Origin of the sequence: Bacillus cereus group sp. N24, from assembly GCF_016483345.1 — a bacterium.
In the GTDB taxonomy this organism is placed as follows: Bacteria; Bacillota; Bacilli; order Bacillales; family Bacillaceae_G; genus Bacillus_A; species Bacillus_A toyonensis.
The window spans coordinates 1-22,035 of the sequence record NZ_JAEHCA010000045.1 but is presented as its reverse complement, the minus strand read 5'-3'; the positions used below and the strand labels follow the sequence as shown (position 1 = coordinate 22,035).

Sequence of the window (22,035 nt, the reverse complement as noted above, 5' to 3'; positions counted from 1 at the left end):
GAGGTTGAAAATCATCTATTAGCACATGATGCAGTACATGATGTAGCAATTGTATCTATGCCTGACGATTATTTAGGTGAACGTACTTGCGCTTTTGTTATAGCTCGCGGACAAGCTCCAACTGTAAGTGAATTAAAAACGTTTTTAAGAGAACGTGGTATAGCGGCTTATAAGATTCCAGATCGAATTGAATTTATTGAATCATTCCCGCAAACAGGTGTTGGAAAAGTAAGCAAAAAAGAATTACGTAAAGCCATTGCTGAAAAACTTATTACAGTAAAACGATAAAAAACTATTAAAATCGGAAGGAAGTGATTAGATGGCTATCCCATCTATTTCAGTATATAAAATGCCAATGGAATCAGAACTACCAAAAAATAAAGTGAATTGGACGCCAGATCCGAAACGTGCGGTTCTTCTAATCCATGACATGCAAGAATATTTTCTTGATGCATATAGCGATAAAGAATCGCCAAAAGTAGAACTCATTTCAAATATTAAGGTGATCAGAGAAAGATGTAAAGAACTTGGTATACCAGTTGTGTATACAGCACAACCTGGTGGACAAACGTTAGAACAACGAGGGTTATTACAAGATTTTTGGGGTGACGGTATTCCTGCTGGACCAGACAAAAAGAAAATTGTCGATGAACTTACTCCTGATGAAGATGATATATTCCTGACAAAATGGAGATATAGTGCATTTAAAAAGACAAATCTATTAGAAATTTTAAATGAACAGGGAAGAGATCAACTTATTATTTGCGGTATTTATGCGCATATCGGCTGTCTTTTAACAGCTTGCGAAGCATTTATGGATGGTATAGAGCCATTTTTTGTCGCAGATGCAGTTGCTGATTTTTCACTAGACCATCATAAACAAGCATTGGAGTATGCATCTAATAGATGTGCAGTAACGACATCAACAAACTTACTGTTAAAAGATTTACAAAGTGTAAAAAGTGATGAGAGTGAAGGAATCACTTTACAGGAAGTGCATGAACTAGTTGCCCAACTACTTCGTGAGCCAGTAGAGAGTATTGAAATTGATGAAGACTTATTAAATAGAGGACTTGATTCGGTCAGAATTATGAGTTTAGTAGAGAAGTGGCGTCGTGAAGGGAAAGAAATCACTTTTGCGGATTTAGCAGAACATCCAACTGTTGCAGGTTGGTACCGTTTACTATCTTCACAAGCAGCAAAGGCTCTGTAACAAATAGATTACATAATAAAGGGGTAGTAAAGAATGCCTAACAGTCAAAAGATTCGTCATTCGTTATCATCTGCGCAGTCTGGTATGTGGTTTGCACAGCAATTAGACCCGTTTAATCCGATTTATAATACTGGAGAATATGTTGAAATAAACGGAAATATTAATCAAGAAACTTTCGAGTTAGCAGTACGTAAAGTTGTAACAGAAGCAGAAGCACTTCATGTTCGCTTCGAAGAGGATGAAATTGGTCCATGGCAAGTTATTGAGAAATCAAAGTTTCATATGCATTTTATTGACGTTCGTAAAGAAGAAAATCCTGAAGAAGCTGCTAAAGTATGGATGAAAAATGATTTATCTATGCCCGTGGATTTAAAAGAGGATAAATTATTTACTGAAGCACTTATCCAAATTGAAAATAATCGTTTCTTTTGGTATCAGCGCATCCATCACATTGTGATGGATGGCTATGGATTTTCACTTCTTAGTCAAAAGATAGCCAATGAGTATACATCACTTATAGAAGAAACAAATAAGAATGAAAAGCCATTTGGCTCTCTTGCAAAAATTGTACAAGAAGATAATGAGTATCGTGAGTCTAAACAATTTCAGGAGGATCGTACTTTTTGGTTAGATAAGTTTGCAGATGAACCAGAAGTTGTAAGTTTGGCAGAAAGAGCGCCGAGAACATCAAATGGATTTTTACGGGAAACTGCTTATTTATCAAATGCTAGTACGAAAACTTTACTAGAAGATATTAATATTTCGTTAACGAGTTGGCCCGAATTTGTTGTAGCCGTAACAAGTATTTACATGCATAAATTAACAGGTGCAAATGATATTGTTTTAGGTTTACCAATGATGGGGCGTCTTGGTTCTGTATCTATTCATACACCAAGCATGGTAATGAATTTAGTTCCACTTCGTCTCACTATAACTCCAAATATAACTCTTGCGGAATTATTGCAGCAAGTTTCTAAAGAAATCCGAGATGTACGTCGCCATCATAAATACCGTCATGAGGAATTAAGAAGAGACTTAAAGTTACTAGGTGAAAATCAAAGGTTGTTTGGACCGTTAGTGAATGTTATGCCATTTGATTACGGGCTTAATTTTGCTGGGAAGCGTGGTATTACGCATAACTTATCAGCAGGACCTGTCGATGATTTAACGATAAATGTATATAAACGTTTCGATGAAAATGAGTTAATGGTTCATTTTGATGCGAATCCAGAAGTATATAGCGATATGGAACTAGCGTTGCATAAAGAAAGATTTATGAATCTATTAGAAGTAGTAGTCAATAATTACGAGAAAAACGAGCCGATTGGAAAAATAAACATTACTCTTACTGAAGAAAATCATAAAGTTTTATTGGAATGGAATGAAACGAAGGAAGCTGAAGAGCTAATCAATCTACCTTTATTATTTGAAAAGCAAGTACAAAAAAATCCGAATAAAATAGCGGTTACTTGTAACGGAATAAAACTTACGTATAAAGAGCTAAATGAACGAGCGAATGAACTAGCACACTATTTAGTAGAAGAAGGAATACGACCAAATCAGTTTGTAGCTTTAGTATTTCCAAGATCAATAGAAATGGTAGTTAGTATGCTAGCAGTTCTAAAGGCTGGTGCAGCGTATTTACCAATAGATCCAGAATACCCAGCCGAGCGAATTCATTATATAGTAAATGATGCAAAACCAGTTTGTATCATAACGCATTCATTTGTTTCATCAACTGTAGTTATAGAAAATGATATAAAAAAAATCGAATTAGATAGTGAAGAAATGAAAATAGCGTTAAAAACATATTCTCATATGAATATGCCATTTGAAATTGATGAATCACTTTTAAACCGAGCTTATACAATTTACACTTCAGGATCAACAGGAAATCCAAAAGGTGTAATTGTTCCTATGAAAGGTTTGAGTAACTTCTTATTAGCTATGAAAGATATGTTTTCATTAAATGAAAACGATCATTTATTAGCAGTTACCACGTTTGCATTTGATATTTCTGCGCTAGAAATTTATTTACCTCTTATTAGTGGTGCAAGTTTAACAATTGCACAAAAAGAGGTAATCCAAGAGCCTTCTGCGTTAACGACATTGTTACAAGAAGAAAGAGCGACAATTATGCAAGCTACACCGACGCTCTGGCAGGCGTTAATAACTGAATATCCAGAGAGGTTACAAAGGCTAAACGTACTTGTTGGTGGTGAAGCTCTTCCGGCACATGTAGCAAATACATTAAAGGAATTAGGTTGCTCTATAACTAACTTATATGGACCAACTGAGTCGACTATTTGGTCTACTTTCATGAACATTGATGAAAGTGAAAATGGTATACCTCCTATTGGAAGACCAATTTGGAATACAGAAGTGTATGTGTTGGATGCAGGATTACAACCTGTTCCACCTGGAGTTATCGGTGAATTATATATTGCAGGAGAAGGACTTGCAAGCGGATATTTAGGAAAACCTGCGTTAACGGCTGAACGATTTGTTGCAAATCCATATGGAGAACCAGGGAAGCTTATGTACCGCACAGGTGATCTTGTGAAATGGCGTAACGACGGTGTGCTAGAATACATGAGTCGCGCAGATCATCAAATTAAAATTCGTGGTTTCCGAATTGAATTAGCTGAAATAGAAATGGTATTACAAAGGCATGAAAATGTTCAACAAGCGGTAGTAATGGTACGAGAAGATCATCCAAATGATAAACGGATTATTGCGTATATCGTTGCTGAAGAGAAGGAAATGATTCATCTTTCAGAAATTCGCTCTTATGTTTCAGAAAGTTTAGCGAATTATATGGTACCATCAGCATTTGTTGTGCTAGAAGAATTACCGTTAACACCAAATGGTAAGGTTGACAGAAAGAAATTACCTGCTCCTGATTTTAATGGAATGAACAATGAGAGAGTTGCTAGAAATCCAAAAGAAGAAATATTATGTGATTTATTTGCAGAAGTACTTGGTGTTTCGCGAATTAGCATTGATGATAACTTCTTTGAAATGGGTGGCCATTCGCTTCTTGCATCGCGTCTAATGGTAAGAATTCGTGAAACGTTAAGTGTGGAATTAGGAATTGGAAAACTATTTGAATCGCCAACTGTTGCTGAATTAGCGAAACAATTGGATCGTGCAAAAAGCGCAAGACCAGCTATTAAGAAAGGAAATAGACCAAATGAAGTTCCACTTTCATTTGCACAGCGTAGATTATGGTTTTTAAATTGTTTAGAAGGTCCAAGTCCTACTTATAATATTCCGTTAGTCATTCGTATGTCTGGAAAATTGAACGAGGAAGCACTGCAAGGTGCCTTTTATGATGTAGTGAAGAAACATGAAACACTAAGAACAATTTTCCCTAACGTATTAGGTAGTTCCTATCAGAAAATTTTAAATATGGAAGACTTAAATCTAGAAATGATTATAACAAAAACATGTAAAGATGAATTAGAAAGTGTGCTTTCAGAGGCGGTAAGACATAGCTTTAATCTCGATGTTGAGCCAGCAGTTCGTTTACAACTTTTTAAAGTAAGTGACAGCGAACATGTTTTACTAATTCTTTTACATCATATTGTAGGAGATGGATGGTCATTACAACCGTTAACGAGAGACTTTACAGCGGCTTATAAAGCAAGATGTCAAGGTGACAAAGTTCAACTGGAGACACTTCCAGTTCAATACGCAGATTATGCACTTTGGCAACAGCAACTACTAGGTGATGAAACGACACCAGAAAGTCTTATTTCAACACAATTAGATTTTTGGAAAGAGGAACTGAAAGGTTTACCAGATCAAATGGAGTTGCCTACAGATTACCAGCGTCCGATGGAAACGAGTTATCGCGGGGAAACAATTCATTTTCATATAGATGAAGGTATGCATAGTAGGTTAGTAGAGCTTGGTCGTAAAAATGGGGTTAGTTTGTTTATGGTGTTGCAAGCAGGACTAAGCGCGCTATTTACAAGATTAGGTGCTGGAACTGATATACCAATTGGAAGTCCGATTGCCGGAAGAAATGACGATGCGCTATCAAATATAGTTGGTTTATTTGTAAATACATTAGTGTTACGTACAAATACATCAGGAGATCCAAGTTTTAAAGAATTATTAAATAGAGTAAAGCAGATAAATCTGGCAGCTTATGAAAATCAAGATGTTCCATTTGAACGACTCGTTGAAGTGTTAAACCCAGTACGTACTCGAAATAGTCATCCGCTGTTTCAAGTTATGTTAGCTTTCCAAAATACGCCTGAAGCGACGTTTGATATCCCGGATTTAGAGGCGAGTCTTGAAATTCAAAGTGTTGGTTCTGCAAAGTTTGATTTAACATTTGAAATTAGCGAGAGTAATGGAGTGGATGGTACTCCAAACGGCTTACACGGATTGTTAGAGTTTAGTACCGATTTATATAAACGTGAAACGGTTCAAAAAATAATAGAACGATTCATTCTATTATTAGATGATGCAGCGAAACATCCGGATCAATCAATTGGTAGATTAGAAATATTAACTTTAGCAGAGCGAAATACAGTTTTAGAAAAGTGGAATGGTGGTTTTCAAATTGTGCCTGAAATGACATTGCCACAATTATTTGAAAAGCAGGCTCATGTAAATCCAAATTCTATTGCTGTCGTCTTTGAAGATGAAAAGCTAACGTATGAAGAGTTAAATAGAAAAGCAAATAAAATAGCTCGTTCGTTAATAGCAAAAGGTATCGGGCCGGATCAACTCGTTGCTTTAGCGATGCCGAGATCTTTAAATATGGTTGTAAGCTTACTTGCTGTTCTTAAAGCAGGTGCCGGATACCTTCCGTTAGATCCAGATTATCCGTCAGATCGTATTTCATTTATGCTACACGATGCGAAACCATCATGTGTATTAACAAATTCAAGTGTAGAAATTGACTGTGATGAGTCACTAAAGATTTTAGTTGATGATGTGAACGTAATAGAAGAAATTGAGAAATATAGTGAAGACAATATTGATGAAATGGAGCGCCTGAAGCCGTTATCTCCTTCACATATTGCTTACGTTATTTATACGTCAGGCTCAACAGGTAGACCGAAAGGAGTTATGATACCTCATCAAAATGTAGTAAGACTTTTAGGAGCAACTGATCATTGGTTCCAATTTGACGCAGACGATGTGTGGACGATGTTCCATTCATATGCTTTTGATTTCTCGGTTTGGGAAATTTGGGGACCTTTATTATATGGAGGGCGTTTAGTTGTAGTACCACATACTGTAAGTCGCTCGCCGAAAGAATTTTTACAGCTTCTTGTTAAGGAAAAGGTTACTGTTTTAAACCAAACTCCATCAGCATTTTATCAATTGATGCAAGCAGATCGTGAAAATGAAGAGGTTGGTCAAAAACTATCTTTACGATATGTTGTTTTTGGTGGAGAAGCACTTGAACTAAGTCGATTAGAAGATTGGTATAGTCGTCATCCTCATAACGCACCGAAACTTATTAATATGTACGGTATAACGGAGACGACGGTACATGTTAGTTATATTGAGTTAGATGAGAGTATCGTTTCTTTACGAGCAAATAGTTTAATTGGTTGCAGTATACCAGATCTTAAAGTATACGTATTAGATACCTATTTACAACCAGTGCCACCAGGAGTAGTTGGAGAAATGTATGTTGCAGGTGCTGGACTAGCTCGTGGATATTTAGGAAGAGCAGCATTAACCGCTGAACGTTTTATCGCAGATCCATTTGGTAAACCAGGTACAAGAATGTATCGAACAGGAGACTTAGCGCGCTGGCGTCAAGATGGGACGCTAGATTATATAGGACGTGCAGATCATCAAATTAAAATTCGTGGATTCCGAATTGAATTAGGGGAAATAGAAGCGGTTATAATGAAACACGATAAAGTTGAACAAGTAGCCGTTATTGTCCGGGAGGATCAACCTGGGGATAAACGATTAGTTGCTTATATCGTCGCATCAAATAATGAAACGATTGATACGAATGAAATGCGTCAGCATGCTGGAGGTAGTTTACCAGATTATATGGTTCCATACGCTTTTGTAGTAGTAAATGAGTTACCTTTAACTCCAAACGGTAAATTAGATAGAAAGGCATTGCCAGCTCCAGAATTTATCGCATCATCTTCTAGTCGTGGTCCAAGAACACCGCAAGAAGAAATGCTATGTGACTTGTTTACAGAAGTGCTAAGTGTACCTCAAATTGGAATTGATGACGGATTCTTTGATCTTGGTGGCCATTCACTCCTTGCAGTGCAGCTTATGAGTCGCATGAAAGAGGCACTTGGCGTTGAACTGAATATTGGAACTTTATTTGCAGCACCTACTGTTGCGGGGCTTGCTGAAAGACTTGAAATGGGGAATGGTCAAAGTGCACTTGATGTGTTACTTCCATTACGAGCAAGCGGAGAGCAATTACCACTATTTTGTGTACATCCAGCAGGTGGATTAAGTTGGTGCTATGCAGGACTTATGAAATCTTTAGGAACAGATTATCCAATCTATGGTGTACAAGCACGTGGTATCGCTGAAAATGAAGAACTTCCAAAAAGCTTAGAGGAGATGGCGGCGGATTATTTGAAACATGTTCGTGAAGTACAGCCTCACGGACCGTATCGTTTACTCGGTTGGTCACTTGGAGGTAATGTTGTTCATGCAATGGCGGCGCAACTACAAAATGAAGGGGAAGAAGTAGAATTACTCGTTATGCTTGATTCTTATCCTGGTCACTTCTTACCGAATACGGAAGCGCCTACTGAAGAGGAAGCGTTAATCGCATTACTTGCTTTAGGGGGATATGATCCAGATAACATGGATGGTAAACCACTGACTATGGAAAGTGCGATTGCAATACTTCGCAAAGATGGAAGTGCATTAGCGAGTCTTGAAGAAGAGACTATTTTAAACTTGAAAGAAACATATGTAAATTCGGTAGGGTTGTTAGGGAAGTACGTACCGAAAGTTTATAACGGGGATATTTTATTCTTTAGGTCTACTGTTATACCAGACTGGTTTGATCCCATTTCTCCAAATACATGGCTAAATTATTTAGATGGAGATATCGTGCAACATGATATTGATTGTAGACATAAAGATTTATGTCAGCCAGGGCCGCTTACAGAAATTGGGCAAGTACTAGCGAAATATTTACAGAATAAGAAAGGGGTAAATAGAGTATGACGAATCCATTTGAAAATGATAATTACACATATAAAGTATTAATGAATGAGGAGGGCCAGTATTCTCTCTGGCCTGCCTTTCTCGATGTACCAATTGGATGGAATGTCGTACATGAAGAAGCTAGCAGACAAGTTTGCTTAGAATACGTTGAAGTAAACTGGAATGATTTAGAGCCGAAAAAAAATCAAATTAGCGAAAAAATATTAGTAGGAAAACAATAATGAAAGTAAAAATAAATCCAAAAGTAGTTGTAAGCATCGTTTATATAACAGCGATGTTTATGGCTGCGATGGATGCAACAATTGTGAATGTAGCATTGCAAACGATAAGCAAAGAACTGCAAGTACCCCCATCTGCAATGGGTACAGTAAATGTTGGGTATTTAGTTAGCTTAGCTGTTTTTCTTCCGATTTCTGGTTGGTTAGGCGATCGTTTTGGTACGAAAAGAGTATTTTTAACTGCCCTTTTCGTTTTTACAATTGCATCTGCATTATGTGGAATTGCGAATGATATTACTTCATTAAATATTTTTCGTATCATTCAAGGTGCTGGTGGCGGGCTTTTAACACCGGTCGGGATGGCGATGTTATTCCGAACATTTTCACCAGAGGAAAGACCAAAAATTTCTCGATTTATTGTACTGCCAATTGCTGTTGCACCAGCGATTGGACCAATTATTGGTGGTTTCTTTGTAGATCAAATGTCCTGGCGCTGGGCATTTTATATTAATTTGCCGTTTGGTATTATTGCGTTGCTATTTGGACTTCTATTTTTAGCAGAGCATATTGAAAAATCAGCTGGTCGTTTTGATTCTCTCGGTTTTGTTCTTTCAGCACCAGGTTTTGCGATGCTCATCTATGCACTCAGTCAAGGGCCGTCAAAAGGATGGATTTCTCCAGAAATAATAAGTACTGGGATAGCTGGGATTGTATTCATTTCACTGTTTATAATAGTAGAATTGAAAGTAAAGCAACCGATGTTAGATTTACGCTTATTAAAAGAACCCGTTTTTAGAAAAATGAGTCTCATATCCTTGTTTTCATCTGCTGGTTTACTTGGAATGCTATTTGTTTTTCCGCTTATGTATCAAAATGTAATCGGAGTTTCTGCGCTGGAATCAGGTCTTACGACATTCCCAGAGGCGATTGGATTAATGATTTCTTCGCAAATTGTACCATGGACGTATAAGAAATTAGGTGCTCGAAAGGTAATCTCTATTGGACTAATAAGTACCGCGGTTATATTTGTATTATTAAGTTTTGTAAATCATGATACGAATCCATGGCAAATACGGGCATTATTGTTTGGCATAGGTATTTTCTTAGGGCAGTCTGTCGGTGCAGTTCAATTTTCTGCTTTTAACAATATCACACCACCTTCTATGGGTAGAGCAACTACTATATTCAATGTGCAAAACCGATTAGGATCTGCAATAGGAGTTGCTGTTTTAGCTAGTATACTGTCTGGTTTTGGAAGTAATAACGTACAGAATAACGCACAATCAGATTTCTTGCCATATCAAGCGGCATTAATTGGATCAGCACTATTTTTACTTATAGCATTACTATTTTCTTTACGTATTTCTGATAAAGAGGTAATGTCAAAGAAGAAAGAAAAAATGTTATCAGTATCACAAAAAGAGAAAGAACTCGTCAATGAATAGCAATATATGTATGCTACTTTAATTGAAATTGATATTAGTAGTAAAAAGGAGATTTTACATGATAGAAAGTAAAGTTGTAGATTCTATACCAACTTTGAATGAGAATGATTGTCAAATATGGTGGGCAAGAATTTCAGATTTACAATCATGGCATTACAATTTACTAAATGATGTAGAGCGAGAGAAAGCAAATTCATATCATCATTCGGCAGATCGTGCACGTTTTATAATGGGTTGCGTAATTAGTAGGTTAGTTCTTGGAAAGCTACTTTCTATGTCGCCAGTTCAAGTGCCGATTGATCGAATGTGCCCAGTATGTAAGTTACAACATGGTAGGCCGCAATTACCAGAAGGTATGCCACAATTATCAGTTTCACATTCGGGTGAGTGGGTTGTCGTTGCATTTACAAAATCTGCATCTGTCGGTGTTGATGTTGAACAAATGAATCCAAATGTAGATGTGATGAAAATGGCAGAGGGCGTATTAACAGATATTGAAATAGCACAAGTTATGAAATTACCTAATGAACAGCGATTAGAAGGATTTTTAACGTATTGGACTCGAAAAGAAGCTGTGCTGAAAGCGACAGGTGAAGGACTATTGATTCCACCAGTTGAAATTACTGTATCAGCTCCAAATGATCCTCCTAAATTGTTGGTTTTTAAGGATAGACAAGAGTTAACAGAAAATACAAGGATGGAAGATGTAAGGCCTAGTTTAGATTATATGGCTTCCATTGCAATATTTAGTAAAGAAGTAACTGAAATTACGCAGTTAGACGCGGTAGCGCTATTAAATTATAAATAAGTTTAATAAAATATTTTATAGAAGAGGTGTTCCTCATGTTAGTGGCGGAAAGTAGAACAAATGAATTCACTTATAATGTACAAGCAATTAAAAATATTTTATTTTCTGGAGATACATCATCTATTCTTGCTTTAGAAAAGCTTTTGAATGATACAGTTCAGTTTGATGTTCTAGAACAAGAGGCAATAGATAGGCAGTACATTCCGAAAGAAGCAAAGAATTTCTTTGATAAAAACGGAACATTTCTTTATCGTGTATCTAATGTTAGTTATAAAGGTAAGGTGTTATCTGAAAATCTAATTTTTGCGGACACTTCTTTTTTACCAGATACAATAAAAAGTGAATTAGAAAGTGGAACTATTCCTGTTGAAAACCTGATAGAAAAAATGGAAGTAAGAAGAAACGTATTATATGAAGGATATCAGCCATCTGGAAATATTATCGAATTGTTTGATGGATGTTCTGTTGCGGCGAATGTGTATCCAACTAGAAAATATCAAATTGTAAGTAACTGCAAATGTGTATTTTATATTTGTGAAGTGTATCATGCAGAAAATATAAAGGACTTGCTTAAATAAGAAATAAACAAGAAACCAGCCTATAAAATGGCTGGTTTCTTGTTTATTTAACAGCTTCTTTTAATTCTTTACCTGCTTTAAATGCTGGAACTTTACCAGCCGCAATTTGAATTTCTTCCCCAGTTTGTGGGTTACGCCCTGTACGAGCAGATCTTTCGCGCACTTCAAACGTTCCAAAACCGATTAATTGAACTTTATCGCCAGATTGTAATGCGTTAGCAATTGTGTCAAATACGGATTGTACAGCTGCAGAAGCATCCTTTTGAGAAATATCAGCTGTTTGTGCCACATTTTTAATTAATTCTGTTTTATTCATGTTTTCACCTCATAAAAATTTTTTTAGAATGAATGTTTTAGTATAATGGATAGTAAAGATAAAGCTAGTTTTATGGTTAGAAAGAATACTATATAGTTATGTTAATTTCGTTGCAAGAGACTGAATCCCTGCTAATAATTGGGGATTAATTAAGAATTGATGCATACAAAAAGCAATAGTATGAGGATGAGGGGGAATATACGTATGATTTTTCGTGAAAAGAGTGAGAAAGAGAGTATATTAATTCGTCAACATGATCATGGTTTTTTGGCTGGAGAGATTGCTAGGCATATAAAAGAAGGTTTTTTTGAAGATACAACATACTTAAAAGAGACAATTGATGCAATATATGAACATGATAGAGGATGGATAGAACTTGATAAAGTACCAATTTTGAATGATGCTAAAAATATTCCGTATACATTTATGGATTGTCCAAGTTCATTACGATTTGTTTTTTATACGATTGGTTTGAATGAAATTGAAAATTCTAATCCATACGGGGCATTACTGTGTAGTAAACACTTTTTATCATTCCCATTAAATGAGGAAGATGAAGAGATGCTGTCTTTTTATAAACATGAATTGGAACGACAAAAAAGAATTTTGAAAACGTTAACAAAAGACCGGTACAAGCTGTTTGATAAACACTATAGATTACTAAAGTTTTGTGATGAACTTTCTTTATACGTATGTATGAATAAACCTGGTGTAAAAAAGAAAGAGGAAATCGATTTATTTAAAGATGGTTTTGAAGGAACAGAAATGTTTAATAGTAAGGAGGAGAAACTTATTCAAGCTGAATGGGTTGATGAAGAAACGATTCGAATTACACCGTATCCATTTAAAACGGAATTTCATACGTATGTAAAATATAAAACTATAAATAAACATGAAATTGAAGAAAAAGGGATTGTAAAAGCTGATAGAGAATCGGAAATGAAGGAGCAAAACATTCGTTTTATACAATAAGGAGGCGATTTAAATTGAAAGATTATATGTTAAAACAGTTTGATTATCATGTTTGGGCGAATACAAGATTATTCAATCGACTAAAAGAGTTACCAAACTATGAGACAATTTTTAATGAACAGATACAGAGTGTATTTCCGTCAATTCAGGATACTTTTGCGCATATTTATATTACAGATCAAGTGTGGTTACACATATTACATGGCAGAAGTATGAATGAAGCAATACAAGATCGTGAAAAGTTAAAAAAACAAATCGATACAAAATCGCTAAATGAATTAGAAGAAATGTTTTTAAATATGGCTAATCAGTATAAAGAATTTCTAAGTACACAACAAGATGTACATGCTGAATTTGTTATTAAGAATCCATATGCAGGGACACTACATACTTCAATTTTAGAATTAGTGCAACACGTCGTAAATCATGGTACATATCATAGAGGAAATATAACAGCAATGATCCGTCAACTTGGTCATTCATCGACAATGATGGATTTTGTACTGTATTTACATATGATTCAGAAAGAGGGGGAGTAATATAGTTTGTAAGAAGGAGAGACTTTAATTGTAAAAGTCTCTCCTTCTATTTTATCCTGCATGAACTGCCTATAAAGTACCGATTAGTGTGGGAAAATAATCATTTGGGATGTACAAAACCTCCAATAATTAAAGTTTCACTGTATTTCTTATGAAGCTTTATTTTCTTGTAATTGCTTAGCGTATTGTACAGCCTTATATGCATTGACTCTACCGTTTTTCCAGTACGTACCTGTACCACTAATTTTATCAGAAGTTGACTCAATAATTTGGCGGATTTGTGTATTGCTATATCCTTGATTTGCTAAAAGAGCAGCGACTCCTGCAACTTGAGGTGTTGCCATAGATGTACCACTTAATGATTGATAGGTGCTTCCTTTATATGTGGAATATATATTTGAACCTGGAGCTGCAACATCTACCCAGCTACCATAAGTAGAAAATGAAGATTTTTTATCTGATTGATCGGTAGAAGCAACTGCAATTACTTCGCTGTAATAAGCAGGATAATTAGCTTTTGTATTTCCAGCATTGCCAGCAGCTGCAACTATAACAGAGCCTTTATTCCATGCATATTGAACGGCTTGTTGTAAAGCAGTTCCACCATTTGGAGCGCCTAAGCTTAAACTAATTACTTTTGCACCTGAATCAGCAGCTTCTCTAATACCTTGCGCTACAGCATCAAGAGTCCCGCTTCCTTGATTATCTAATACGCGAACAGCGTAAATGGAAGTCTGCGGGGCAACACCAGCAATTCCGACACTATTATTCGTAAGTGCTCCAGTAATTCCAGCGCAATGTGTACCATGACCATTACCATCATCAGATGTATTGTCGTTATCAACATAATCATGTCCGTAAATTACTTTAGAAGCTAAATCAGGGTGTGAGCCTTGAACTCCTGTATCAATAATAGCTACTTTTACACCAGGATCACTTCGTTGGCTATCCCAAGCTTGTGGAGCTTGGATCTTTTGTAATCCATATTGATTTTTAAAATATGGATCGTTTGGATTCCAAAAGGCGTGAACGTAATAATTCGGCTCTGCATATTCCACATCTGGATTGTTTTTATAACTCTTTATTTTTTCTTTTACAGTACCTTTTGAAAATTGAACGACTTCAAAACCTAATGTATCATCTTTAGATAAAACGTTAGCACCGACAGATTTGTGAAAAGATTGCACATTACTTAAAGTGGCGTTTTGTTTGAACTTAACGATTAATTGGTTAGGGACGTAATCAGTAGATGATGTTTCAGCACTTGAAGTATTTGTGTTAAAGAAGAAACCACCAATAATAAATGATAAAACAGATAGGAAAACAATGATTTTGTTTTTCAAAAGATTTTTCCTCCCTTTTCTTGGATGAGTGTTCAGCGACACTGTAATGTCGCATTCCTTTTCAACTATATAGTTAGACCATACGATTTATGACATTTATGTGAAAAACTTTTATTGGAATAAAAAGGGGGGAAGATTGATATAAATTTATTTTAAATGATATTGATTGAGTAAGAGAACGAAAAAAGGAATGCTCATTATGCATGAGTCATTCCTTTTTTCATAGATTAATTGTGATTTCCAAATGAAGTTATACCATTTATAAATAGTTGTTACGTTTTATCCATCTTGATAAAAGAAATCTAAGTGGTTAAGAGGGAGTGACTCTATTTCTTGTCTATTAGAAACTTTGTTTCACATATCTTGTTGTGTTATTTGTTTCTTTATTTAATAATTGTAAGGTCTTACCATCGAAATTCTGTACCATATAAGGTATGTCTTTCTTAGAAACAGTGACTTCTTTACCGTTGTCCATTCGCTTTGTTATATGTAATTCAAAAGTCATAGAGTTTTTATCGTAAGACCATGTTCCTTCCGTAACATTGTCCTTGTTTGGGTAAGTTCCTGCTGTATATAACTCAAAAGTATTTCCACCTTTTATGATAAATGTTACTAGGAAACCACTAGAAGTTTCAAGTCCCCAGTCAGCAATTAACTCAGTTCCGTCTGTTACTTTACTCTTAACGTTTGCTTCGTTAACACCTGAATTATCGTCTATTCCTGTTTTCTCACTAGCAGATATTCCGCCACCGTTCGCCTTCGTTACTTCGTTTTTCATGTTGTTATATACTTCAATCCAGTATTTGTCGCCTTCTTTAACTAACTTTTCAGCGTTTTCAATTACTTCTTTGTCAGTTTTACCACCAGTATTTTTCTCTGTGTTTTGTGAGAAAATACGTTCTACTCCCTCAAAGGCTTTTCTGTACTTAGCGGTTGCTTTCTCAATATCCTTTTGAGCATCTATATACTTGTTCGGTGGGTCGATTTCTTCAAACTTATCAATTGCTTTAAAGATGTTTTCGACACTAACTAATACGTCTTTTCGTGTCTTATTGCCTTTGCTAGCTTCCCCAACTATATTATTGTACTCTTTGAATAGTCTATCAAACTCATTTCCTAAATCAATTAAATACATAGGATAGTCGTCTGCTAATACTCTTACTTTCTTCACATCAGAAGTTGACTGCTTTGAAGTACTAGAGTCAGCTTCTTTAGAAGTCTTAACTTCAGAATCCGTCTTAGCGGTTTTAGACTCTTCTGTCTTAGCAGGTTTAGACTCTTCTATTTTTATGCAACCGTTCATTAACAACATAACTGGTATGGTTAATCCTAGTAGTTTCTTTGCTTTCATGATTAAATGCCCCTTATCCTTAGTTAATAAATTAGCCGTATCTATTTACCTTGATTTCAGCCTTACTGTGTTTTTCTAGAAATACTATCTGTTGCTTCCTCAAAAAGCTTTGAACCATCTTTAGCTTTCGTTAATGACTGATTCATCTTACTTTCGTTTTGTTCTTCTATTGCATCAAAAAGAAGTGCAAATGCTTCATTATAAAGTTCCATTGATTGTTTTATATTTTCTTGTTCTACTTTTAACTCAGGCGGTGCTTGGAGGTTTCTTAACTTTGTTACATATGCTTTTGCTCCACCTATACTTAATTGTACTTCACTTTTCTTTTGACTATATGACTTAACATCTGAACTTGCTACCTTTTCCATTAATTTCAAAACATCATCAACTTTAGTAGCATTTTCTACTATTTCTGACTTGTATTTCTCAACTTCTGAACCACTTAACTTTGCAGTTGATGAACTAGAGGAAGTAGATGAGTTTGAATTGTTAGAAGAAGAACTTGGTTTACTACTTGATGAGTTACTGTTTGCATCTTTACTATTCGCTGCAGATAAGCTATCATCTTTTTTACTATCGGTTGACTTACTCTCTTTCTCCATCTTTTGCGTTTCTTCTTTCTTTGGTTCCGCTTTCTTACTATCAGTTTCAATTGTAATACAACCACTTAATAACATAACTGGTAATGCTAAACTTACTAATTTCTTTGCTTTCATGATTCTTAATACCCCTTTATTTGTAAAATTTAGTGCAAACAAGTTAACATACTTAACTAAGAAGTTTTCTCCGAATAACATCTTAGAATCGTCTATCTATAGATTACCTTTATATTACATAATCTTCAATAGTTTTCCTTTTATGATTTTCTGGTTATTAAGTTGTGATTTGTATATAATCAACTGGACTTTAAAGTTTTTTGATAATACTGCTTAAAAAAAGAGGGGATTCTTACAGAGATATTTATGTTGAGTTTTGTTCTATTTTAGCATTACTTCACTATAATTTATGTGTGATGCTAATGATTTTTAGAGTAACCAACACTGATCAATTTAAATGAAGTTTACTTGAAAAATAAAAAGCCCTACATTTTGACCAATTTCTTTTTCAAAATGTAGGGCTGTATTCTATATAAAATTAATATTTATAGTGAAATTTGAACTGCAGTTATTTTAAACATAGATTAACTTGCCTGTTTTCTATGATTTTCTTTCAATTTTTCTGCTTGTAAAAAGCGATTTGTTTCAGCGACAACGATACCACTTAATCCGATTAATCCGATTAAGTTTGGAATTGCCATAAGTCCATTTGCAATATCAGCAAATGTCCATACGATGCCAAGTTTTAAATTGGCACCAATCGCAATCATCACGATAAAGATTGCTTTATAATATCGAACAGCACCTTCTCCAAATAAATAAGCGACACATTTCTCACCGTAATATGACCAGCCTAAAATAGTAGAGTAGGCGAATAAAATTATGGCAATACCAAGGATCATACTACCAGCGGTGCCGAATACAGATTGGAATGCAAGTGTTGTAGCTTCAACACCGGTTTTACCTGATTTCCATGCCCCAGTTGTAATTAATACAAGTCCTGTAATTGTACAGACGATAAATGTATCAAGAAAAGTACCAGTCATAGAAACTAAAGCCTGTTTTGCAGGTGAATCTGTTTTTGCTGCAGCGGCCGCAATAGGAGCACTACCTAAACCAGCTTCGTTCGCAAATACACCGCGCGCCATTCCGATTTGAATAGCTGATGCGACTGTTGCTCCAATAAAACCACCTGCGGCTGCTGTACCTTGAAATGCACCAGAAAAAATAAGTGAAAATGCTTCTGGAATTTGGTCAAAGTGATAGAAAATAATAATAAGACCAGCAATTATATAAAAGAAAGCTTTAATAGGAACGATAAATCCCGTTACTTTCCCAATTTTTTTTACACCGCCTAAAATAACAATAGCGATTAAAAATGACATTAATATACCAGTTAAAGCAGGGGGGAAAGAGAAATTAATTCGCATTGCCTCTGCAACTGAGTTAGATTGCACCATATTACCGATCCCGAAAGAAGCAGTTGTACCGAATATAGCGAATAAAACAGCAAGCCATTTCTTACCTAAGCCACGCTCTAAATAATACATTGGTCCACCTGAATATTCACCATTTTCATTACTAACACGGTATTTCACTGCTAGAATTGCTTCGGCATACTTTGTTGCCATTCCGAATAAAGCGGTAATCCACATCCAAAAAATTGCACCAGGACCACCAATTGTAACAGCTGTTGCAACACCGGCGATATTTCCCATACCAATCGTTGCGGCCATAGCTGTCATGAGTGCTTGGAAGTGGCTAATATCTCCAGAAGATGACGTATCTTCTGACTTTTTAAATGCTATTTTGTGAGCGTATAATAGTTTACTAAACTGTAAACCTTTCAAACGCACTGTGAGAATGATACCAGTACCAACGAGTAGCAACAAAGTTGGTAATCCCCACACGTAATGATTCATTTGTTCTAATACTTTACTTACTGTCTCCATCTTTATTCTCCTTTTTTAGAAAAAATAAAAACCACTTCAAGTAAATGAAATGGTCTCTGGAGAAACAAGGAATAGAAAAATAAACCGATACAAATCGGCATTTTCCTTCGCTTGTCTCTGTCCTTTTTACCTGAGAGATTATCCGCTAAAATAGCGGATTTGCTCCTTCGGCGCTCTTTTTCCTCCGCGCTATTAAAAGCGAGAGGGAGTCTCTCCAGAGATTCGTCCCCATGCAGTTCTACTTGTAACCAAGACCTGAGAGTTTCAAAGTTGGTATTACAACTTTTTGCCCCGTCGGTAGATCAATTGACCTTCTCCTGAATGGTTCATCCGAATTATAAAATTAATATACACATTGAATGTAAATCAATAAAAATATTATAGACAGACAAACTGTGAATTGCAATCTTTTTTTATTTTAAAATAGTAAACAGTTTTATTTTTTAGAAATTCCTAATTTATCTTTAACTTCATTTAAAGTAGATAAAGCGATGACAATATGTTGGTCGGCAAGCCCTAAAGCCTGTTTTGTATTTTCAATTATTTCATTGGCCGGAGTAGAATTATTGTATTGATCAATAATTAAATCTGCTGCATTTTTCATGTAATTTGATGCGGATTTAAACTGAGTTGTGAATTGGATTAGTTGTTTTTGTATATGTATATCCGTTATGTTTTCTTCGATTTTTATCGTGTCTATTTCGTTCATAAGTGTTTCATACTGTTTGGAAACAGCACTCATTGTAACTAATAGTTTATTTCTATCCACTGAATCTCCGTTCGTGTTCATCTCTTCCCAGGCAGGCAACCAATCTTTTTCGATAATGTCATTATAATTAGTAGTCAATTCCTTAATTTTAGGTTGTAATTTAGTTTTGAAAGTTTTTGTATCCACTGTTTCTACAGTTTCTTTTTCATTATCAGTTTTATTTTTACCATTAGTTACGTAGAAAATCGTACCGAAAATGATGAAAATAGAAATAACTACTGTCCATTTAGTAAAAAGAATTTTCTTCAATATGTAACGCCTCCAAAATTTAAAAACTTATAATTATAATATATAACAATAATGTTGTTTTAAATAGAGAAAATAAAGTTAGAAGTGATTTGAATTACATCTTTTTTATACGTAACTAATTAAAATTAGTAAAAAGATGAAAGGAATATGTAAGAAAGGGGAATTTTAGTGAAAATGAATAAAAGAAAACTAGTTTTAAATATTGTAACGGCTATGTTATTAATTGGTGTATCTCGCATTAACGGGCAGTAAGACCCCCACTTCAAAATGCAGCGAAAGCAAAGAAGTTAGGTGGGGGATGAAGAATCCTACAATGATTAAAGTTTCACTTTATTTGCACTCATTTATGTAGACAAAGAATCTAAAATTGAAAAATTTCCAGTACCAATGTCAGCAATCCATATTAATGATGATAATGAGGAGGTTTATACATATATAAGTGTAATGCTTATTATAAAGGCAAGTGGATGGGAGCCAGCATAGTTAGTTTTAAAAAAGTGGAACGAAAGGTAAATGTATAACATTATCCGAGAGAAATTACGTATTATTTATTTGAGCAATAGATATACAAGGGAGAAAAGATTTCGATGTAATTCGTATAGAGCTACATTTTTTATATTCCGAATTATTTGAAATGAAAATAGATAGATGGTTTGATAGATATAGTGCAAAAAAATGATTATTTGTACAAAAGTAGAAATTTGTAGTTACCATAGTTTTGTTATGTAAACTGATTATTGTAAGAGAGCTTGTATTATGAGGGGGAATTAGAAATGTTACTAAAAACAATATTTTGCAGAGTGGAAGAAAAGAAAAGGGAGATGTTTTCGGCTGCTCAAGAAAAATGGCGTGATTTACAACATTTAGATGGTTTTCATGGGCAATTTGGTGGATGGAATGAAGATGAGGCATGTGTATTTACTTTATGGGAAGATAGAAGTGCATATCAATCATTTATGAACGGTGCTCACGATACAATTTATTTAAATAGTAATCAAAAAGATACGTTTCTTTCATGTGAAATTGAACTATTTCAAACGTTGTATGATATAAATGATAAGCCTTTGCAAAACGTTGTTACAGAAGGATCATTCGTAAGAGTTGCCATATGTGATGTAAAGGGAGAAAAAGAAAATCATTTTTTACATAAGCAAGAAACAATTTGGAATAAAGGAATGGAGAATGCAAAAGGGATGTTAGGTGGAGTAGTTGCGAAGTCTTTAAAAAATGAAACTCGTTACATAGTATTAACTTATTGGGAAGATGAAATGGCGCATCAATATTATGTGGAAGAGGGTTTTCTCATGTTGTATAAACTGGCTAACATTCATGAAGATATAGAAGAGATAAGAAGTAAACAAGCTGTATGTAAGGAAGAATGGCTTGTATATTAAGTGCAGAAAAAGTGTATAAATGAATGTATAATAAAGATAATTTCTTGTAAACAAGAAATTAATAGAAGACGTCATATGCCCTTTCATGTTAATATATTTAAGTTAAAATAGGAGGCTTACCCTTTTGTATTGTACGGTAGAAGCAGTGTGAGCTTGAAATTTTTTATGAAAAGGATGTGCCTAACTTGCGTATCAATAAATTTATTAGTGAAGCTGGAAAAGCGTCTCGACGTGGAGCAGATAAATTAATTAATGAGAGAAGAGTAATTATTAACGGTAAGGTTGCAAAAATTGGTGACCAAGTAAATCCAGGTGATGATGTACGAGTGAATGGAGAGCAACTTCGTATTGCTCGAGACCATGTGTATATCGCTTTAAATAAACCAGTAGGTATTACATGTACAAGTGAAAAAGCAGTAAAAGGTAATATTATTGATTTAGTGAATCACCCTTTACGTATTAGTCATATTGGGCGTCTAGATAAAGACTCAGACGGTTTAATTTTGTTAACGAATGATGGCGATATCGTTAATGAGATTTTACGTGCTGAAAACAAGCATGAGAAAGAATATATCGTTTCAGTAGATAAGCCAATTACACCTGATTTCTTAGAAAAAATGGCAGCAGGAGTTAAAATTTTAGGTACAAAAACACTTCCTTGTGAGGTTACACAGTTATCAAAATATGAGTTCCAAATTATTTTGACACAAGGGCTGAATCGTCAAATTCGCCGTATGTGTGAAGCTTTAGGTTATCAAGTATATACGTTAAAACGTACGAGAATTATGAATATAGAATTGAATAATTTACCAGTTGGGCAGTGGAGAGATTTATCGAAGAAAGAGAAAAGACGTCTATTTTCAGATTTAAATTACGAACCACAAGATTGGTAAAATTGAGAAGTGAAACCAAATTTTTTTTGGTTTCACTTTTTTAAATTAAATAAATAATATTATTTAACACTTGCAAAAATAAAATGAATAAGATATATTAAATAACAATAAATGGATGTTTTATAAAAGCAAAGAAAAGGACACGAGTTATTTTACCCGGTTATACAGAGAAGGAAGGAAAGCTGAGAACTTCCTAACGCAGAAAAAT

17 protein-coding genes and 1 riboswitch are annotated in these 22,035 nt (G+C 34.8%); of the genes, 11 read left to right on the top strand and 6 right to left on the bottom strand.

What is annotated here, in order from left to right; all coding sequences use genetic code 11:
- The 7 genes from JDS95_RS28960 to JDS95_RS28930 form a co-directional block, all read left to right on the top strand.
- Nucleotides 1–288 (top strand): AMP-binding enzyme (locus JDS95_RS28960; RefSeq protein ID WP_438263785.1); only part of this gene is annotated, 288 nt, incomplete at its 5' end.
- 31 nt (nucleotides 289–319) lie between these two features.
- Nucleotides 320–1,213, top strand: coding sequence for an isochorismatase family protein (locus JDS95_RS28955; RefSeq protein ID WP_085450810.1), 894 nt, complete (start codon nucleotides 320–322; stop codon nucleotides 1,211–1,213).
- Between the two features lie 33 nt (nucleotides 1,214–1,246).
- A complete protein-coding gene (locus tag JDS95_RS28950; protein ID WP_199690974.1) occupies nucleotides 1,247–8,404 on the top strand; it encodes an amino acid adenylation domain-containing protein in 7,158 nt (2,385 codons plus the stop codon).
- The gene (locus tag JDS95_RS28945; protein WP_000184075.1) at nucleotides 8,401–8,625 is read left to right on the top strand and encodes an MbtH family protein; all 225 of its coding nucleotides are present in this window, start codon (nucleotides 8,401–8,403) and stop codon (nucleotides 8,623–8,625) included. Before JDS95_RS28950 ends, JDS95_RS28945 begins: the two co-directional genes overlap by 4 nt.
- Nucleotides 8,625–10,067, top strand: coding sequence for an MDR family MFS transporter (locus JDS95_RS28940; protein WP_000865165.1), 1,443 nt, complete (start codon nucleotides 8,625–8,627; stop codon nucleotides 10,065–10,067). Before JDS95_RS28945 ends, JDS95_RS28940 begins: the two co-directional genes overlap by 1 nt.
- 58 nt (nucleotides 10,068–10,125) lie before the next feature.
- Nucleotides 10,126–10,875: a 4'-phosphopantetheinyl transferase Sfp gene (gene sfp, locus JDS95_RS28935; RefSeq protein ID WP_199690973.1), complete on the top strand. Its 750-nt coding sequence runs from the start codon at nucleotides 10,126–10,128 to the stop codon at nucleotides 10,873–10,875.
- Between the two features lie 35 nt (nucleotides 10,876–10,910).
- Nucleotides 10,911–11,453: a hypothetical protein gene (locus JDS95_RS28930; RefSeq protein WP_000959147.1), complete on the top strand. Its 543-nt coding sequence runs from the start codon at nucleotides 10,911–10,913 to the stop codon at nucleotides 11,451–11,453.
- 43 nt (nucleotides 11,454–11,496) lie between these two features.
- Here the strand turns inward: JDS95_RS28930 and JDS95_RS28925 are convergent, their stop codons facing one another.
- Nucleotides 11,497–11,769 carry an HU family DNA-binding protein gene (locus JDS95_RS28925; protein ID WP_001043908.1) on the bottom strand — a complete coding sequence of 91 codons (273 nt, stop codon included), beginning with the start codon at nucleotides 11,767–11,769 and terminating at the stop codon, nucleotides 11,497–11,499.
- Nucleotides 11,770–11,973: 204 nt separating this feature from the next.
- On the opposite strand from JDS95_RS28925, the gene JDS95_RS28920 reads away from it, so the two are divergent.
- Nucleotides 11,974–12,741, top strand: coding sequence for a DUF3891 family protein (locus JDS95_RS28920; RefSeq protein ID WP_199690972.1), 768 nt, complete (start codon nucleotides 11,974–11,976; stop codon nucleotides 12,739–12,741).
- 14 nt (nucleotides 12,742–12,755) lie between these two features.
- Nucleotides 12,756–13,280 carry a DinB family protein gene (locus JDS95_RS28915; protein WP_000656394.1) on the top strand — a complete coding sequence of 175 codons (525 nt, stop codon included), beginning with the start codon at nucleotides 12,756–12,758 and terminating at the stop codon, nucleotides 13,278–13,280.
- A gap of 149 nt (nucleotides 13,281–13,429) precedes the next feature.
- On the opposite strand, the gene JDS95_RS28910 is transcribed toward JDS95_RS28915, so the two are convergent.
- From JDS95_RS28910 to JDS95_RS28890, 5 genes are all read right to left on the bottom strand, one after another.
- Nucleotides 13,430–14,623, bottom strand: a complete 1,194-nt coding sequence (locus JDS95_RS28910; RefSeq protein ID WP_000790951.1) for a S8 family peptidase — start codon at nucleotides 14,621–14,623, stop codon at nucleotides 13,430–13,432.
- Nucleotides 14,624–14,963: 340 nt separating this feature from the next.
- A complete protein-coding gene (locus JDS95_RS28905) occupies nucleotides 14,964–15,974 on the bottom strand; it encodes a DUF3994 domain-containing protein (RefSeq protein WP_000644823.1) in 1,011 nt (336 codons plus the stop codon).
- A 62-nt stretch (nucleotides 15,975–16,036) separates the two neighbouring features.
- Nucleotides 16,037–16,690 (bottom strand): DUF7018 domain-containing (lipo)protein, encoded by a 654-nt coding sequence (locus tag JDS95_RS28900; RefSeq protein WP_002043400.1) that lies wholly within the window; start codon nucleotides 16,688–16,690, stop codon nucleotides 16,037–16,039.
- A 464-nt stretch (nucleotides 16,691–17,154) separates the two neighbouring features.
- Nucleotides 17,155–18,522, bottom strand: a complete 1,368-nt coding sequence (locus JDS95_RS28895; RefSeq protein WP_199690971.1) for an alanine/glycine:cation symporter family protein — start codon at nucleotides 18,520–18,522, stop codon at nucleotides 17,155–17,157.
- 107 nt (nucleotides 18,523–18,629) lie between these two features.
- Nucleotides 18,630–18,750, bottom strand: a riboswitch (glycine riboswitch).
- Between the two features lie 208 nt (nucleotides 18,751–18,958).
- Nucleotides 18,959–19,540: a hypothetical protein gene (locus JDS95_RS28890; RefSeq protein ID WP_199690970.1), complete on the bottom strand. Its 582-nt coding sequence runs from the start codon at nucleotides 19,538–19,540 to the stop codon at nucleotides 18,959–18,961.
- A 773-nt stretch (nucleotides 19,541–20,313) separates the two neighbouring features.
- On the opposite strand from JDS95_RS28890, the gene JDS95_RS28885 reads away from it, so the two are divergent.
- Nucleotides 20,314–20,934, top strand: coding sequence for a YdbC family protein (locus JDS95_RS28885; RefSeq protein WP_000925136.1), 621 nt, complete (start codon nucleotides 20,314–20,316; stop codon nucleotides 20,932–20,934).
- A 185-nt stretch (nucleotides 20,935–21,119) separates the two neighbouring features.
- On the top strand, nucleotides 21,120–21,827 hold the full coding sequence (gene rluF, locus JDS95_RS28880) for a 23S rRNA pseudouridine(2604) synthase RluF (RefSeq protein ID WP_001222161.1): 708 nt from the start codon (nucleotides 21,120–21,122) through the stop codon (nucleotides 21,825–21,827).
- Nucleotides 21,828–22,035 lie beyond the last annotated feature (208 nt).

Bases quoted from the DNA above. Each gene is read 5' to 3' on its own strand.
- JDS95_RS28955 (WP_085450810.1), top strand. From the start codon at position 320: ATGGCTATCCCATCTATTTCAGTATATAAAATGCCAATGGAATCAGAA.
- JDS95_RS28950 (WP_199690974.1), top strand. From the start codon at position 1,247: ATGCCTAACAGTCAAAAGATTCGTCATTCGTTATCATCTGCGCAGTCT.
- JDS95_RS28945 (WP_000184075.1), top strand. From the start codon at position 8,401: ATGACGAATCCATTTGAAAATGATAATTACACATATAAAGTATTAATG.
- JDS95_RS28940 (WP_000865165.1), top strand. From the start codon at position 8,625: ATGAAAGTAAAAATAAATCCAAAAGTAGTTGTAAGCATCGTTTATATA.
- sfp (WP_199690973.1), top strand. From the start codon at position 10,126: ATGATAGAAAGTAAAGTTGTAGATTCTATACCAACTTTGAATGAGAAT.
- JDS95_RS28930 (WP_000959147.1), top strand. From the start codon at position 10,911: ATGTTAGTGGCGGAAAGTAGAACAAATGAATTCACTTATAATGTACAA.
- JDS95_RS28925 (WP_001043908.1), bottom strand. From the start codon at position 11,769: ATGAATAAAACAGAATTAATTAAAAATGTGGCACAAACAGCTGATATT.
- JDS95_RS28920 (WP_199690972.1), top strand. From the start codon at position 11,974: ATGATTTTTCGTGAAAAGAGTGAGAAAGAGAGTATATTAATTCGTCAA.
- JDS95_RS28905 (WP_000644823.1), bottom strand. From the start codon at position 15,974: ATGAAAGCAAAGAAACTACTAGGATTAACCATACCAGTTATGTTGTTA.
- JDS95_RS28900 (WP_002043400.1), bottom strand. From the start codon at position 16,690: ATGAAAGCAAAGAAATTAGTAAGTTTAGCATTACCAGTTATGTTATTA.
- JDS95_RS28895 (WP_199690971.1), bottom strand. From the start codon at position 18,522: ATGGAGACAGTAAGTAAAGTATTAGAACAAATGAATCATTACGTGTGG.
- JDS95_RS28885 (WP_000925136.1), top strand. From the start codon at position 20,314: ATGTTACTAAAAACAATATTTTGCAGAGTGGAAGAAAAGAAAAGGGAG.